This window comes from Mycoplasma sp. 394 (genome assembly GCF_054353895.1).
Genome location: NZ_JBTHHL010000003.1, coordinates 1 through 18300, shown reverse-complemented (window position 1 = coordinate 18300; position 18300 = coordinate 1). Strand labels below are relative to the sequence as shown.

13 protein-coding genes are annotated in these 18300 nt (G+C 28.4%); 5 read left to right on the top strand and 8 right to left on the bottom strand.

The genetic code is table 4. The features are described 5' to 3' along the window. Positions 1–3 precede the first annotated feature (3 nt). The 8 genes from lepA to recO form a co-directional block, all read right to left on the bottom strand. Positions 4–1818, bottom strand: a complete 1815-nt coding sequence (lepA, locus tag ACXYRQ_RS01370; RefSeq protein ID WP_458614584.1) for a translation elongation factor 4 — start codon at positions 1816–1818, stop codon at positions 4–6. A 289-nt stretch (positions 1819–2107) separates the two neighbouring features. Next, positions 2108–4198: an elongation factor G gene (fusA, locus tag ACXYRQ_RS01365; RefSeq protein ID WP_458614583.1), complete on the bottom strand. Its 2091-nt coding sequence runs from the start codon at positions 4196–4198 to the stop codon at positions 2108–2110. An 18-nt stretch (positions 4199–4216) separates the two neighbouring features. Further along, positions 4217–4687 (bottom strand): 30S ribosomal protein S7, encoded by a 471-nt coding sequence (gene rpsG, locus ACXYRQ_RS01360; protein ID WP_435129070.1) that lies wholly within the window; start codon positions 4685–4687, stop codon positions 4217–4219. A 34-nt stretch (positions 4688–4721) separates the two neighbouring features. After that, the gene (gene rpsL, locus ACXYRQ_RS01355) at positions 4722–5135 is read right to left on the bottom strand and encodes a 30S ribosomal protein S12 (RefSeq protein WP_435129073.1); all 414 of its coding nucleotides are present in this window, start codon (positions 5133–5135) and stop codon (positions 4722–4724) included. Between the two features lie 241 nt (positions 5136–5376). Next, complete coding sequence (locus ACXYRQ_RS01350) at positions 5377–6669, bottom strand: hypothetical protein (protein WP_458607317.1); 1293 nt, start codon at positions 6667–6669, stop codon at positions 5377–5379. Between the two features lie 18 nt (positions 6670–6687). Beyond that, entirely contained in the window at positions 6688–9075 is a 2388-nt protein-coding gene (locus ACXYRQ_RS01345) for a S8 family serine peptidase (protein WP_458614582.1), read from the bottom strand. Position 9076: 1 nt separating this feature from the next. Then, positions 9077–10732 (bottom strand): hypothetical protein, encoded by a 1656-nt coding sequence (locus ACXYRQ_RS01340; protein ID WP_458614581.1) that lies wholly within the window; start codon positions 10730–10732, stop codon positions 9077–9079. 102 nt (positions 10733–10834) lie between these two features. Then, entirely contained in the window at positions 10835–11506 is a 672-nt protein-coding gene (gene recO, locus ACXYRQ_RS01335; RefSeq protein ID WP_458614580.1) for a DNA repair protein RecO, read from the bottom strand. Positions 11507–11602: 96 nt separating this feature from the next. On the opposite strand from recO, the gene ACXYRQ_RS01330 reads away from it, so the two are divergent. The 5 genes from ACXYRQ_RS01330 to ACXYRQ_RS01310 are packed head-to-tail and all read left to right on the top strand — an operon-like array spanning position 11603 to position 18127. Further along, on the top strand, positions 11603–11899 hold the full coding sequence (locus tag ACXYRQ_RS01330; RefSeq protein WP_458614579.1) for a hypothetical protein: 297 nt from the start codon (positions 11603–11605) through the stop codon (positions 11897–11899). Further along, positions 11899–13524 (top strand): DAK2 domain-containing protein, encoded by a 1626-nt coding sequence (locus ACXYRQ_RS01325; protein ID WP_458614578.1) that lies wholly within the window; start codon positions 11899–11901, stop codon positions 13522–13524. Before ACXYRQ_RS01330 ends, ACXYRQ_RS01325 begins: the two co-directional genes overlap by 1 nt. After that, positions 13524–14492 (top strand): phosphate acyltransferase PlsX, encoded by a 969-nt coding sequence (gene plsX, locus ACXYRQ_RS01320; RefSeq protein ID WP_458614086.1) that lies wholly within the window; start codon positions 13524–13526, stop codon positions 14490–14492. Before ACXYRQ_RS01325 ends, plsX begins: the two co-directional genes overlap by 1 nt. Beyond that, entirely contained in the window at positions 14485–15195 is a 711-nt protein-coding gene (gene rnc / locus ACXYRQ_RS01315; protein ID WP_458614577.1) for a ribonuclease III, read from the top strand. Before plsX ends, rnc begins: the two co-directional genes overlap by 8 nt. Next, on the top strand, positions 15182–18127 hold the full coding sequence (locus ACXYRQ_RS01310) for an AAA family ATPase (protein WP_458614576.1): 2946 nt from the start codon (positions 15182–15184) through the stop codon (positions 18125–18127). The genes rnc and ACXYRQ_RS01310 overlap by 14 nt, the downstream gene beginning before the upstream one ends. Positions 18128–18300: the final 173 nt, after the last annotated feature.

The following is an 18300-nucleotide window of genomic DNA, read 5'->3' as shown; positions in this document are numbered from 1 at the left end:
CTCCTATTTTTTTGTTTCTATATTAGTTTTTAAAATTGATAAGAAGGCTTCTTGTGGAACTTCGATGCTACCAAGTTTTTTCATACGTTTTTTACCTTCCTTTTGCTTTTTGAGTAACTTTTGTCTTCGAGTTACATCTCCACCATATAACTTAGCAGTAACATCTTTTCGATAAGCCTTAATAGTTTCGCGAGCGATAATTTTTCCACCGATTGTTGCTTGCACAGGGACTTCAAAGTTTTGTCTAGGAATAGCATCCTTTAGTTTAACACATAATTGTCGAGCTTGTTCATAAGCTCGATCACGATGACATATAATTGAAAAAGCATCAACTTTATCCCCGTTAAGTAAAATATCTACTTTTACTAAATCACTTTCACGATATCCTAATCATTCATATTCAAATGAAGCATAGCCCTTGGTAGTTGATTTAAGACGGTCAAAGAAATCAAAAATAGTTTCAGCCAATGGTAGTTCATAAATTACATTAGAACGCTTAGAATCTATCATTTCAAGCGACTTATATATCCCACGCTTGTTTTGGCATAATTCCATTACATTACCTATATATTCGTTAGGGATAAAAATTTGTGCTTGCACATAAGGTTCTTCGATTTTTTCAATAAATGTTCGATCAGGGAGTAAGGTAGGATTGGCGATCATTTCTATTTCACCTTTGGTGGTGGTAACTTTATATTCTACACTTGGAGAAGTTGCAATGATACCAACTTTATATTCACGATCTAATCGTTCTTGTAGGATTTCCATATGTAAAAGTCCTAAAAAACCAACACGAAATCCAAATCCTAATGCTTTGGATGTTTCTTGTTCTCAACTTATTGATGAATCACTTAAAGAAATTTTTTCTAAACTCTCTTTAAGTAGTGAATAATCTCGTGTATCAACTGGATAAAATCCAGTAAAAACAACAGGTTTCATTTTCTTATAACCAGGTAAAGCATTTTGAGTTGGTTCTTCTAAATGTGTAATGGTATCACCGACATTAACTTCCTTAGCATCTCTGATGGCTGCAGAAACTCAACCTACTTCACCTGCTTGTAACACCTCTTTTTTAGTTTCATAAGGATTTCTGACCCCTAATTCGATTACATGATAGCGATTGTTCTCATCGTTTCGAGACATAAATTTAAATTTATCACCTACTTTTAAAATCCCTTCAAAAATCCGAACTAACATTACAACACCACGGTATGGATCAAAATAACTATCGAAAATTAAAGCTTTTAATGGTTTATCATCATCAGCATCTTTTGCAGACGGGATATATTTTATAATTGCTTCAAGTAACTTATCTACCCCTAATCCTGTTTTTGCTGATACTAATACAGCATTCTCGGTTGGTATCCCGATAACATCTTCAATTTCTTTTTTAACACCTTCCACATCTGCAGATGACAAATCAATTTTATTAATTACCGGAATTATTTCAAGGTTGTTTTCTAGAGCAAGATATACATTTGCAAGAGTTTGTGCCTCAATGCCTTGTGTTGCATCAACTAGTAACAAAGCACCTTCAGAAGCTGCCAAGGAACGTGAAACTTCATAAGTAAAATCAACATGACCAGGGGTATCAATAAGATGAAAAATATAATCTTTATATTTAATTTGCACTGCATTAAGTTTTATAGTAATTCCACGCTCTTTTTCTAAATCCATTGAATCAAGAAATTGCTCTTTTAATTCTCTTGTTGCAACAGTGTTAGTTATTTCAAGAATGCGATCAGCGAGGGTACTTTTACCATGATCAATATGTGCGATGATTGAAAAATTTTTAATTTTTGATTTGTCTATTTTCATATTATTAAATTATATTAAATTCTTTCTTTATGCGTATTAAATTTTGTATAATGTATCATTTGCGTTGCATTATAAATTTGTTTTGTTACTTTTTTATATTTAAATTATAATGCAAAAAAGTAATTTTTATTTATTTGTTATTAGTATGTATTTATAAGTCTTCTACTAAAAATAAAGTAGATATAATGATATGGAAATAAGTTGTAAGTAAACATAAAATCCATATCTAAGATAACAAAACACAAGAAAATTTCTTGTGTTTTGTTATTATTTTATGAAATTGTTAATATTAATCTTCGTCTTTAGATTGAATATTTCTACGTTTAATAATTTCATCAGCAATGTTTTTTGGTGCTTTTTCATAGTGATCAAATTGCATTTGATATGTACCACGTCCACTAGTCATTGATCTAAGTTCGGTTGAATAACCAAACATTTCAGCAAGCGGAACCATTGCTTTAACAACAACTGCACCATCGCTTCTTTGTTCTTGATCATTCACCAGTCCTCTACGACGTGATAAATCGCCGATAACATCTCCCATATGATCTGATGGAACAACAACCGCAACATCCATAATAGGTTCTAATAAAACAGTCCCAATCATATCTTTTGCTTTTGTTAAGGCCTTAGAAGCTGCTATTTTGTATGCTAATTCAGATGAATCGACATCATGGTATGAACCATCAAATAATGTTGCTCTAATGTCAATCATTTGATATCCTGCTAAAATTCCTGCAGCCATTTTTTCTTCAAGTCCTTTTTGAATTGATTTAATGTATTCTTTAGGGATTTTTCCACCAACAATTTTATCAACAAATTCAAAACCACCATCAGGATTTGGTTCAAATTTTAATCAAACATGACCATATTGCCCTTTACCACCTGATTGTTTAATATGTTTTCCTTCGACATCTGCTGTTTTTGTGATTGTTTCACGGTAAGAAACTTGTGGAGCACCAACCTTTGCTTGAACTCCGAATTCACGTTTTAAACGATCTACAATAATATCAAGGTGCAATTCACCCATACCAGCGATAATTGTTTGACCTGTTTCATCATCGGTATATGTTCTAAAGGTTGGATCTTCAGCAGCTAATTTTTGTAATCCGATTGAAAGTTTTTCGGTAGCTGCTTTTGATTCAGGTTCGAGAGCTTGAGAAATAACAGGTTCGGGGAACACCATTTTTTCTAAGATGATTTTCGCACCTTTTTCATTAACTAAAGTGTCCCCAGTTGTAGTATATTTTAAACCTACAGCTGCAGCAATATCTCCGGCACGACATTCATCAATTTCGACACGACTGTTGGCATGCATTTGCAATACACGTCCGATTCTTTCTTTTTCTCCCTTAGTAGAGTTATATACATAACTCCCTTTTGTTAAAACTCCACGGTATACACGAAAGAAAGTTAAAGAACCAACAAAAGGATCGTTCATAACTTTAAAAGCTAATGCGGCAAATTCACCATCATCGGTTGCTTCAACACTAACTTCATACTCGTTATCGTGTGCTTTGATTGCTGGAATATCAACAGGTGATGGTAGATAATCAACAACAGCATCAATCATCTTTTTTACACCTTTATTTTTAAATGATGTTCCACACACTACCGGGAAGAATTCGGAAGATAAAGTTGCTTTACGAATTGCTTCTTTGAAAGCAGGTATTTCAACTTCATGTCCTTCTAAAACACTCATCATTAATTCATCATCAAAAGCAGCAACTGCTTCTAATAACTCTTGACGTTTAATTTCAACGATGTCTTTAAGATCTTCTGGGATTGCTGTTGCAAATTCTTCTTCTTGTGGTTCGCCATTATATGTATATGCTTCACGGGTTACAAGGTCGATAATTCCTTTGAATTCAGATTCAGCACCAATTGGTCACTGAATAGCAACAGCGTTTCCGCCTAAACGTTGTTTAACAGAAGCAACTGAAGCAGCAAAATCAGCACCAGCTTTATCCATTTTGTTTACATAAACTATTCTAGGAACTTTGTAGTTTGTTGCTTGTCTTCATACTGTTTCAGTTTGTGGTTCAACACCAGATTGTGCATCTAAGACAGCGACTGCACCATCTAAAACACGCAATGAACGTTCAACTTCAACGGTGAAGTCAACGTGTCCAGGGGTATCAATAATATTGATTCTTTTACCTTTTCAAAAAGCTGTTGTAGCAGCAGATGTGATGGTAATTCCTCTTTCTTTTTCTTGATCCATTCAGTCCATTTGAGAACCACCATCATGGGTTTCCCCGATTTTATGGATTTTACCTGTATGGAATAAAATTCTTTCGGTTGTTGTAGTTTTTCCTGCATCAATGTGGGCCATAATACCGATATTACGGTAGTCTTTTAAATCATAATCTCTTGCCATATTATTTTATAACTCTGATTATCATCTAAAGTGTGCAAAAGCTCTGTTAGCTTCTGCCATTTTGTGGGTGTCTTCGCGTTTTTTAATTGCTCCACCAGTTTTATTTGATGCATCAATGATTTCGTTTGCTAAACGAACATCCATAGTTTTTTCGTTTCTTAATCTAGCATATTGAACAAGTCATCTTAATGCTAATGTTTGTTTTCTGCGAGTAGGAACTTCGGTAGGTACTTGGTAGTTAGTTCCACCGATTCTTCTTGTTCTAATTTCAAGTTGTGGTGTAATATTTTCAACAGCAGCTAAAAATACTTCCATTGGTTCTTTGTTAGTTTTACTTTTGATTAATTCAAAAGCTGAATATAAAATATCTTGTGCGATAGATTTCTTTCCGTCAAGCATAATTTGGTTAATTAATTTTGTAACAACTACTGAATTAAAAACTGGATCTGCAAGTACTTCACGGATAGGTGCACTTTTCTTTCTTGACATTTGTCCTCCTTATGTTTAAAATTAATTATTATGCTTATTTCTTTTCTTTTTTAGTTCCGTATAAACTACGACCTTGATTACGTTTTGAAACCCCAGCAGCATCTTGTGTTCCACGAACAATATGGTATCTTACTCCAGGTAAGTCCTTAACACGACCACCACGTATTAATACCACTGAGTGCTCTTGTAAGTTGTGTCCTTCTCCTGGAATGTACGCTGTAACTTCCATTGTATTTGATAACTTAACACGAGCATATTTACGTAATGCTGAATTAGGTTTTTTAGGTGTCATTGTTGCGACACGAGTACATACACCACGCTTAAATGGAGAAGCCATTTTTTTTGATTTTTTAATTAATGAGTTGTAGCTTTGGTTTAAAGCAGGCGCATTTTGCTTTTTAACCTTTGAACTACGACCATTTGTAACTAACTGATTAGTTGTTGGCATTTTATCCTTTCTAAATTAATATTAACAATAATGATATAAAAATTGCTTTTTAATTATACACTAACAACTGCTCCGTGTGTATCATATTTACAGTTTTTTATTACTATATACAAGGGATAAAAATTTACAAAATATAAATTTTATTATTTTTATACTACAAAATTACTCAAATTCAGATTTTATTATATAAAGCATCATGCATAAAAGGTTGATATATCCCAATTTTAAAAGATTTATCAAATTAAGGATTTGATTTGTTGTATTTTTTATAGTTTTCAAACAAAGAAAGCGCAGATTTTCCATTATATAATAATGATAATAATCGATAATACTCTTGTTTCAATTTATCATTTTTATTATAAACCAAAGCAGATGTAAAATCAAAGGTTTCAGATGAAATTATTGTGTTTTCTAGATGGAAAATTCTTATGGATTCTTTTTGAGGTTGTTGATATTTTCAAATGTTTTGATTCTTCAAGAAAGAATCATAAATTTTTTCCTCAGTATTTTTTGAATCGGCATCGTAAGCGAAAATATAAAATAACATCTTATTTTTTATGTTTTTTTCTAAATATCTAGAAATATCTATAAATAAGGTACTTTGTGGTTTATTGACTTCAAATAAAGGTTTTTTAGCATACCTTTGCTGAATATATTTATTAAAACTGATTGGTTTATTTTGTTTAACAAATTTAAAACTAATAAAAATAGAACCACTAGTTAATTTCTCTTTTTGAATTTTTATATAGTAATCATTTTGTTTTAAATCATCATTTATTTGAAAACGCAAAATTTTACGAAAAGGAAAATATGTATTAATCGGGTCCAAATAATTTATTATTTCCTGTGATTTATTTGTCTTCAGATCAAAAATTTCAGGATTTAGTATTCTCGGAGAAAAATTGTTTTCAAAATTTCATTTTGTATCCAAATAATTGTCATCATAAAAAGATTTTTGTAATGCAGAATCTACATTATTTTGATTTTTTGTATCATATGAAAGAAGAAACGGATTGTTATAATCAAAGATAGTTGAATAAATATTTGAGAGTTCTTTGATGTAAATATCAGGAATTTTATTCTTATTTGGATTATCGCTGTGTTCAACGGAAATTATATGATTTAATTCATTTTGTATATTATAACTATAACTTCGATTATAAAATGCTTGGATGTTTTTATCACCGATATAGTGATCTGTATCGGAAAGTTTTATTAACGATGTATCATTTTGTATTTCTATAATTTGATTAAGAAAACTTAGATATTGATTATAGTATTCTTTATTGTTGTCATAGTTTGATAATGAATTTAAAAAAGAATTTATATGTTTTTTAAATTCATTATTTAAATTCTTATGTTCACTAATTTTTCTAACTAAGTTTTGTCCATCTTGGTTTAAGTAATGTATTGACTTATTTATAAGTTCTTTTGATAAATCAAATTTTAATTCATTTTTTATTCCACAAGATGTTAATGTAATAGAAGAAACTGAAAACAACAAAAAAAGAGAAAGATATTTATTTTTTTTCATAATTAATAAAATTAACCTTTAATTATGTTCATAATAAGACAAAATTTCTAAATTCTCTTTTATGTGTTCAAAGTATCCGTCAATTAAAATCATAAGATTTTTATTTAATTCTTGTTCGTATATATTATTCTTCTTATTTTGCTGATAATTAGCATCGTTTTTCTGTTTTTTATCATAAAAAGCATTAGTATATTCTAACATATAGTGTTTTAGTTCGATAAGGTAAATATATAAAGTATATTCAGGATTAAAAAGAAATTTATAATTACCAAAATATATTCTATCGATGTTTGAATAGTCTGTTCTTAATCATTTCATTCAACGTTTTTTATATATTATTTCATTTTTATCATTTTTTAAAACAGAATTAAGATAACCTGTAAGTTCATAAACCTTGTTTATATCATCGAATTTTCTATTATCTCATGTTATTGTTTTTTTCTTATCATTTTCAAAAATATATGTTTTTAAAATAACTCATGGATTGTAATTATCATATTCTTTTTTTATTGTATTTGAATATTGTTTTTCGATATAATCTGAAAAAAAACTTTTATATGAAGAGACAAATGTATGATTGAGATTTTGAAAATTAGGCAAGCTATCTCTTTTTGCTTCTGGGTCTTTTCATGGATACTCATCTATTTGTTTTTTGAGGAGATTGAAATCTAGTTTTTCTATTTTATTTTCATTGTATATCTTAAACATTTTGAAAAATTTTGGTATTCCAAACCCAGTTTTGTTTTTTTGTCTATTTATTCTTCAAATTTCACTTGGGAAAATTTTAGATCTATAATTAAGTGCAACATCTAAGTTACCTAATTTTGCTGTATTTGTTGATGCATAATTTGATGAACTTATCAGAAGTAATTTTGTTTCATTCAATGATAATTCTCTTTGTAATTTATGCTGTAATAATGAAATTAAACCAGTAATCATTGGTGCTGATTTACTTGTCCCATTAAAATTCATTGCATAATTAATTTTCTCTTTTAAATATTCAGGTAATCTTTTGTTTATAGAGTTAATTTCCTCGCTTGAATAATGATTTTTATTATCTTTATTAATCTTTGTTTCATCTTCGGCTAAACTTGATCCATATGCAGAAATTAAAGGCAAATATGGAGATTTAGAATTACCAAACGATGTAAAATCGGATGGTTTATTATCATATGATACAGATCCTACATTAATTATATTTTCTTTGTTCTTTATGCTCTCTCATTTTAAGAGTCCACTAAAAATATTGCGAGAACTTATTAACTGGTTTCCGAACTCTCAATTATTAAAATCATCATAGGTATTGCTATGATAAATATAGTTATTCTTTTCGACTTTATTTTTCAAAAAGTCATATAATAAATAAATACCTTTTATGTCTTTTGAATTAGGATATAACTTAAAACTACTATAATGTTTTTTATAAATATTTTTTGCTACAATTTTAAATTTTTTAAAGACATTATTTCAATTAATGTCTATTAAATGATTATCTTTATCATTGATAAAGAAATTGTTTTTATCGAAATATGAATCCAGATTTTCTCATGCATCAACTGTTTCATCACTTGAATTTCCTGCAGAGAAGATAACTTTTCAGTCAAATATTAGTGCTTGTTCATTAATAGCATTTAATAAATTATCTCAGTTCTTTGTAATAGAGTGGTTAAATTTCTCATTTGTATCAAAATAAAAATTAATTATCGCACTTGATAAAGCATAAAAATTTTGTTCATCTTCTTCTGTTGTATAATTATCTTCAAAACTTTGAACATCATTTATGAATAATTTTTTTATATTATCTGAAAAATTCAAAAAGTAACCATCTAATGGTGTATCTAATTGACCAATGCTTATATTAAAAATTTTAACACCATACCTATCATACATTCTTTTTAGAATGTTATCATATGCCTTTTGTTTCCAAACTTCATCTCCTTTTGTTCCCACATCAAAATATTTCCTATCTGGTATATCAAAATTATTTGAAAAATAAATATCTGCATTTTTATTGATTCCAAAATCAGTACCAATAGTAGAAACAACATTTCATGCATGATTTGAATATTGATAATTATCAATATCAAATTTTTTAATTTTGAAATCAGGATTTTTTGAGAAAAGTAAATTTTGATCGACATTTCCTAACTCGATAATCCCTACTTTATCAAATTCATTTGTAAAATAGCTATTACCTCTTTCATAGCGTAAACCGAGTTTATTGTAATATGGTACATACATATTAATCAATTTATTATAGTCATTTACATTTAAATTAATATAAGAATTATTATTAATGTAAATTGATTCGTTATATTTTTGAGCTGATGTATTAGCAGAAACAGTTATTGTTGTTGTGCTTACAAAACCGAAAAACCAAAGAAATTTCTTTATATTTTTTTTCATATTAATCCTCTTCTGAATATCCTTTAATTTCTATATTTTTATTACTTGTCCATGGTTTATTATTTGGGTTATTATTTGTTTCTTTTTTTCATAAAGTTTTTGAATCGGCATATCATTTATAATAAATATTAAAATTATCCTTTTTATCATATAATCTCATATCAAAACTATCTGATGTAGCAAGTAAATTCTCTATATTGTTATTTATTGTGTAATTTCTTCAAAAATTATTTTCTATAAAGAATTTATATTCATTTTTCTTCATATTCTGTGTGTATAAATCATAAGAGTTAACAAAAAATATATTTTTTTTATTAGTTTTGTTTTCTATTTCATCTGTAATATCTATAACAAAAGATGATGATTTTGAGTTGTAACTAATATTTTCAGATTTTTTAGTGTGATTTTGCAAGAAAAAATCAACAAAATCATTTAAAAATCATTTTTTATCTATTTTATCTACATTTATGACTATTATGTTAGTGTCATTGTTAATAGGATAAGATTTGAAAGAAAGAAACAATTCACTATTTTCTAAATTATCATTAATATCAAATGATAAAATATGTCTTTCTTTTTTAGTATGATTTGTTTTATATTTAATGATGTTTTTTACTTCATTATAGTTAACTTTATATACATTAACATTTTTTATTTTATTTATTATGTTTCTTGAAAAAGCATAATTATTATTTATGTTTGTTAAATCTGTACTGTCAGTTAAAAAAAGATTAGTGCCAGTATCATTTTTAGCAGGATAAACCAAATTATTTTTCTTAATAAAAACATCTAGAGCCGGAAAATTACTTTTGTCATATTTTAGATATCGCTGATAGTAGATTCAGTCAATATCGGGCGTATCTTCAAAGTCATATTTATCTAAACCATATGTCCTTGAAATCTCTAACAAAGGTGGATATTCATTATTATATAAATCATCATTGTGAATATAGTTTGTTATTGGTTTTTCTAAATAGTCAATACTATAAAGTTGATAAGAATTTAATGAATTGCTTAAAAAGTTTTTAGTTATTAAGTTTCTTATGCTATCTTGATATTCTTTATTTGATTCATCATTTAAAAAGTGATATGAATTATTAACAAAATTATAGATTTCTTTGTTAATTTCAAGTTTTGGGATACCTTTTATATTAATTTTGATATTTTTACTTTGTAAATAATTCATATTGTTTATATCTATCATCTGATTATTTTCATTATCATATTTCATTAACAAATATACAAAAGAAAGATAATTAAAATAAAGATGGTCACGTTTATAAAGCTTCAATTGATAATATTTATTTTGTTTTTGATTAAAACTATTTTTATGATATTCATTCATTTTATTGATATAATCCATAAGTAAAAATGAATATTTATTGTTATAAATTTCATTGGAAAATAATAAATCGATAAGGTTGTAAAATTTGCTATCATTATCTAATTCCATAGCTTTCTTTGTAGAATTTATTAAAAGTTTCCTTAAAATATCTTTCTTTATATTGTATGAAATATTTGATTTTTCATTATGTATGTTTTGACTTAGTTTTGCTTCATTATTTTGATTATGCGAGCAAGAAATTAAAGTTAACAAAGTTGGTAAAAAAAGTAAAATAAACAAATTTTTTATTTTTTTAATGCTATATTTTATCATAATTAAATTATATAAATTTTATTCAAAACGACTAGTTATTTACTAAAATAGAAAATAAATAATAAAAATATATGTAACTATTTACATAAAACAAATTATTTCTTATAAATAGTATCCTGCTTCGGAAATTATGTGTTTGAGTTGATTAAGCAACAATATATTTTCTGTTTGTGATACTAATTTGACATATTTTTCTGGTTGATAATATAAGTATCAATATAAAAGTAATTGTTCTTGGTTTTTTGTATCATTAAGATTATGATTTGAGCAAATAAAACCGCCTTCAAGGATGCTAAAATCAATAAGGTTCTTCCTTTGATGACATATTCTACATTTATTAAAACTAGGTTTTACACCAAAATATACACTACTTTGTGCATAAAAAACACATAAATATTTTTTTAAATTGTCTTTTTTAAATTTATCCATATTTAAAGTGTAAAAATTAAAAATATGATTTGGTATTTTCAAGTTTTTAAAGAGTTTGATAAGTTTTAGCAGAAAGATGTTTGTATCAGGACTAGTAATACTAAAAATATGCAATAAATTTACTCTTTTTAATCTTCCTATTCTACCTTTTAATCTTGCGGAAAAATATTCAATTTCAACCAATGAACCAATTTGTAAGTTGCTACGATTTTTAGATAACTGTTTATTTAACCCTTGTGCAAAAAGAATTAAAACACCTTTATCGTTAAAAAAGGTCACATAAAATTCATTTTCTGATTTTTCGATAATTTCTAATACAATTGCCTTTGCAACTAAAAGTGCCATTCTGCTCCTTAATTTCTTAAAAAATATTAATAATATTATAAAATATAATCAATAATTTTTAAGATATATTTGCATATTATATCGAAAGTAGGCATAATGGAATTGTTAAAAATCAAAGAGATGTTTTTAAAGATTGCTGAATCAATACCTGGAATTAAGGAAATAAATCCACTTTCTTATGATGATATAGTTACAGATACAACAGAACTAATAGATCGTGTTAATATTATTCTAACACCGAAAGGATATAGTTTTTTTATTGCAGTTTCTTTAATAGCAGATGTTTTTGCAAAAGTCATCATAGCAGAATTTCATCAAAGGTTAGCGTTTGAAATGAAAAAAAATAAATTAAAATTTAACAAGTTAACAATATTCATTGAAGGGATTAAATAATGTCAAAAATTTTGCTGGATAGTAAAACCTTTTTGCAAGGGATGCTCTCGGGTTCAAATGCATTAGTTAATGCTAAGAATCGCATTGATGCTTTAAATGTTTTTCCAGTCCCAGATGGAGATACAGGAACTAATATGTCATCGACAATTTCTGCAGCAATAGCTAAATTAGATGAATCTTATTTTAATTTACCTATTTCTGAAGTTACTAAGCAACTTGCCTTAAATATGATGTATGAAGCTCGTGGTAATTCTGGAGTGATTTTATCACAGGTTTTTAAAGGATTTTCGCTTGCTTGTGCTGGTTTAGCATCCTTAGATTTAAAACAGTTATTAATCGCCTTTCAAGAAGCAACAAACCGTGCTTATAAATCGGTTTTTAATCCCACTGAAGGGACAATGCTCACTGTTATCAGAGAAACATCAGAAAATTTAAATCAAGAATTTTTCAAAGCAACGGAAGTGAGCTTGCTTGATTTTTGAACTAAGGTTTTAGATTTTTCGCGAAAGAGTTGTGATGAAACACCAAATAAATTAAAAACTTTACGCGAAGTAGGGGTTACTGATAGTGGTGGAGAAGGTTTATATATCATTTTTAAAGGTTTTTTTGAATATTTAAAAGGAAACCCAGTTGAAAAAAGTGAAAACGGAGATGATATATCGGTTTTGGTTTCAGATAGTGAAATATATTCAGGTGAATTTGGTTACTGCACTGAGGTTTTAGTTGATTTAAATAATCCACATACTTTTGATAAAAATATTTTTTCAAAACAAATGGGAGAAATAGCAAACTCACTAGTAATAGTTAACGATGATAAATTGTTAAAGGTGCATGGTCATACAGTTAAACCTGGAGAATTTTTAACTCTAGCACAAAAATATGGTGAATTTATTAAAATAAAATCTGAAAATATGACTTTGCAAGCAAACAATTCCAAATCAATTTATGCAAAAACATCTGATGAAATGGCTGAATGTGGACTTGTATCATGTAATTTAGGTAGCGGAATAATCAAAAGAATGCAGGAATTAGGAACCGATTTTGTAGTTGAATCTGGACAAATCCAAAATCCATCTGCTCAAGATTTAATTAATGCTGTTGCTAAGGTAAATGCAAAAAATGTTTTTATTTTACCTAACAATTCTAATGTTATTTTAGTAGCACAACAAGCAGCGCAAGTTGTCACAGATAAAAATATTATTGTCATTCCGACAAAGTCCCAAATTCAAGGTTTAACAGCAGTTTTAAATTTTAATTCAGAATTTAGTGCAAAGGAAAATGAAGAATTAATGTTAGATAGTTTATCTGATGTGCAAACTGGTGAAATAACTAAATCAGTTCGTAAAACAAAGATAAATAATCTTGTGATAAAAAAAGGTGATTATTTAGGTATTCATGATGGCAAAATTGTTGCTTCAGAACGCGATTTAACAATAACTTTTAAAAAGTTAATTTCTAAGATGGTAAAAAAACAATCTCAAATGATAACATTATATTACGGAGATGATGTTGATACAGCAACACTTTTAGAATTAAGTAATTACCTTGAAGCAAATTATGATTTACAAATAGAAGTAGTTGAAGGTAATCAACCTAATTATCAATTCTTAATAGGAGTTGAATAATGAAAATAGTTTTAGATGCAAATGGATTAGATTTAGGTGTTAATGTTGCTTATAATGCAGCAGCAAAATTTGTTAATAATTATCAAGATGTACAAATTATTTTAGTTGGTAACTTTGATAAATCTATAAACAAACACCCGAATATCCAAATAATTTATAATCCAAATAAACCAAGCGATCCAAGAAATATCCGAGCAAGTTTAAAAGAAAATAATTCGATGAATGCAGCAATTAATATTATTAATGAAAATAAAGCTGATGGAGTGATTTCAGGGGGTGATTCAGGAAGTTATATTGCAGCACTGACTTTTAAACTAAAACGTATTGATAATGTTTCTCGGCCTGCTTTTATGCCGATTATTACTTGTTTGAATGATGAAAAACTTTTATTATTAGATGTAGGAGCTAACCTTGAAGTAAAATCCGAATATTTATATGAGTGAGCAAAATTAGCATCAGCATTTCATACAACAATGTTTAATAAGCAAAATCCAACTGTTTCACTGCTAAATGTCGGGGTTGAAGAATACAAAGGCTTGCAAGTTGTTAGAGAAGCACAAAGTTTAATAGAATCGGATCAAAAACTTAACTATATCGGTTTTTCTGAAACACGAAACTTGCTTGCAGGAAACATAAATGTAGGATTAATTGATGGATACGGTGGAAATTTAGTCATTAAAAGTTATGAAGGTGCTGTTATAAGTTTCAAACAAGCAATTAAGCAGCGAGTTAAACAAAGTTTTTTTGCTAAATTAGGGGCATTATTATTAAAACCTAGTTTTAAAAAAATAGCACAAAAACTTGACTTTCGAAATGTTGCTAATGCATGAGTTTTAGGTATCAATGCCCTTGCATTAAAAATCCATGGTGCAGCAGATGAATTATCTATTTATATAGCACTAAAACAAATGCATAATGCAATTTCTAAGGATTTATTGAATAAACTAAAGGTAGCATTAAATGTTTAAACAACAACATCTCATTGATTTTTTGATTAATATCGGAATACAACCAAACCATATAGAATTTTATGAACTAGCAACTACTCATAAATCATATAACACACATGATAAAACTAAGTTAGAAAATTATGAAAGGCTTGAATATCTAGGGGATTCGCTGTTGTCGTTTATGATAGCAATTTATGCATACAAAAAGTTTCCCAATAAATCTCAAGGTGAACTTTCGCGCTGGAGAGCATCAGCGGTGCAAACCGAAACCTTAGGAGCAGTTTCTAAAAACATTGGACTTTTAAAATTTTTAAAAACTGGAAATGGACAAATGCATACAGATGTTTTAGATTCACCAAAAGTACAAGCTGATATTTTTGAGGCTTTTCTAGGAGCAATTTATTTAGATCAAGGGATGTCAAAGGCTTGATGATTTGTGCAAAAACACCTACTAGCAAGCAATATAAGTGTAGATGGACATCATGTGTTTCAAAGTAACAAGGATCCTAAAACACAACTTCAAGAATATTTTCAAAGCATTAGTAAAAATAATATTCATTATATTTTTGAAGAAAAAGATAAGCTTTTTATAGCTAAAGCCGTTCATGAAGATATGATTTACGGAATAGGAAGTGGTGCTTCTAAAAAAGAAGCTACGACAAATGCAGCAAGAGCAGCCTTAAATAAAATGAAAATGAAGGGAAATGATGAAATTAATTAAAATAGAAGCATTAGGATTTAAATCTTTTGCAGATCCAATTGTATTACACTTTGATGGTGGAGTTGCAGGTATTGTAGGACCCAATGGTTCTGGTAAAAGTAATATTAACGATGCAATCCGCTGAGTTTTAGGGGAACAAAGTTCAAAAGAATTACGTGGTGATTCAATGGAAGACGTTATTTTTTCTGGTTCAAAAACTGTGCAACCGATGCAAAAAGCACAAGTAACATTGACTTTTGATAACAAGGATCGTCTTAGTTCAGTTGATTCAGATGTTATTTCAATTACTCGTGTTTTAGAGCGTGGTAAAGGGATAAATGAATACTATATAAATAACCAAAAATGCCGTCACAAAGATATTAAAGCGATTGCGATGGAAACAGGAATAGGAAAAAGTTCGTTAGCGATTATTTCGCAAGGAACCGTTTCGGATATAGCACACTCATCTGATGAAGATCGCAGATTAATTTTTGAAGAAGCTGCAGGGGTTTCTAAATATAAATTCCGTAAAGCAGAAGCAGAAAAAAAACTCGAACGAGCCCAAGAAACCTTAGGAAAGGTTGAAGTATCAATTAAAGAATTAGAAAAACAACTTGCTCCACTACGCATTCATGCTGAAAAAGCACTAAAATACAAAAAGATGGCCGAAGAGTTAAAAAGTGTTGAAATAGGCTATTTAGCACACGAAATAAAAAAACATAGTGAATTAGTTAAAACATTAACTGAAGATCTTTCAGGTGTTGATGAAACTGATAAACAATATAACAGTCAACTTGAAGAATTAGATATCAAAATTAAAAATAAACGCGATGAAGTTATTGAAATAAACCGAAAGTTATCAAGTGATTCAGGTAAAAAACAAGGTTTGTCAGAACGCATTAATAATATCGAAAAAGCCATTTCTGCAGACCGGGCTCGTCGCGAAATGATTGCCAGTGGACAAGGAAATTTCGATGAAAAAGAACGTATTTTAGCGATTTTAAGTGAATTACGTACTTTGCAAGAAAAATATCGCTATTTAAGTGAATCGTTATCTGAAATGGAAACTAAACGAAATCAAGCAACTGAAAATATTGCTACATTAGAAAGTAAAATTAACGATGGTAATATAAAAGTCAAGGATTTAGAGAACAAATATACTAAATTAATCTCAAAACTTGAAATTCTTGAAGAAAAGAAAAATAATTTTACTAACTTATACAAAGGAACAAAAACAGTTTTAGAAAATAAAACATTACTTAAGGGATTTATAGGACTAGTAGCAGATTTAATTAAGATTCCTAATGAATTTCTGCCTGCACTAGAAGCAATTTTGAAAAATGCTGCACAGCATATAGTAGTTGATCATTCTGATACAGCTGTTAAAGCAATTAATTTCCTTAAAAAAAATAACGGGGGCCGTGCAACATTTATTCCTCTTGCTTCAATTAGAGGTAAGTTTATCCGAGATGATTATTTATTAGTGGTTCGAAATCACCCTGGTTTTGTGGGTGTTGCTAAAGATTTGGTAGAAATTGATAACAAATATCAAGTGCTAAATGAATTTTTATTAGGTAATGTTTTAGTTGTTTCTGATATTAAATCAGCCAATGAAATATCAACAATTATTGAAAAAAAATATATGGTAGTTACCACAGATGGTGACATCGTGCGCGTTGGTGGAGTTATGGTTGGTGGAACTGTTGAAGCTAGTGAAGATATTTTAGGTCTTGATCAAAAAATTAAGGAACTTAAAGACTTGATTCCAGGAATTAAAAATGTTATCGCACAAACAACAAAAACTATTTTAGAAGATAACGAAAGTTTACAACAACAAAAAACTTATCAAGCTTCTTATAACTCACAATATCTTAATTTATCATACCAAGTTAAAGATACTTTCGGTAAAATTGAAAATTATAAATTACAAACACAAATTTCATCTGCTAATAACGAGCAAATCAGCGAATTAGATGTTTCTGAACAAACTATTGCACAACTACAACAGCAATTGCAACTACTTGAATTTGATATTAGTTCAAATACACAAATCAAAGAAGCACTCGATGCAAAAATACTAAGTTGAGAAGAAGAATACAAAAGAATTTCAAAATTACAAAAAACCCTTAACGAATCATTTCGTGAAAAAACTGCTGCATTTGAAAAATCTAAAAACTTACTAGAAAAACATAAAGAACGTCTTAGTTCACATTATGCATTAACTTTAGAATATGCAATTGAACATTATCCATTAAATATGTCCCCAGTTGCTGCTGAAGAATTAGTAAAGGAACTGCGTTATGAAATTCAAGAACTTGGAAATGTTAATTTAGAAGCCATTGAACAACTACAAGAAGTTGAATCACGTTATGAATTTAATACCAAAAACCGTGATGAAGTAACCGAAGCAATACGTTTATGTGATGAAGCGATTTCAGAAATGAATAAAAAAATTGTTGCTCGTTTAACTAACATAGTAGATGATGTTAACATTGAGATGCATAAAGTATTTTCATCAATGTTTGGTGGAGGAAGTGCGGAAGTTAAATTTATTGATCCGAAAAACATTCTTGAAAGCGGAATTAGTATTTTTGCTCAGCCACCAGGCAAATCTGTTAAAAATCTTAAATTATTTTCAGGTGGAGAAAAATCATTAATTGCAATTTCTTTATTATTTGCAATTTTAAAAGCTCGTCCATTACCACTTTGTATCTTGGATGAAGTAGAAGCAGCTTTAGATGAAGCAAATGTGGTTAGATATGCTGAATACTTACAAGAACTTAAAAAACAAACCCAGTTTTTAGTTATCACACACCGCCCAGGAACAATGTCAAGAGTAGATGCTTTATTTGGTGCAACAATGCAAAAACGCGGAGTTACTAGCTTTTTCAGTGTTAAATTAGAAGATGCTAAGAAACTAGCAACCCAAGAAGAAAATACACCAAGTGTATAGTATGTAAAAATCTTTCTTTTTCTTAGATTTTATTTAAGAAAAAGAAGGAAAAATTATAACAAAAACAACATATTTTATTGCAAAATTTTTAATTATTTCATATTTTCTTATCAAAATATCCTGAATTTCCCACTTTAATGTATTAAAAAATCGTTTAAGCCTTAAACATAGGC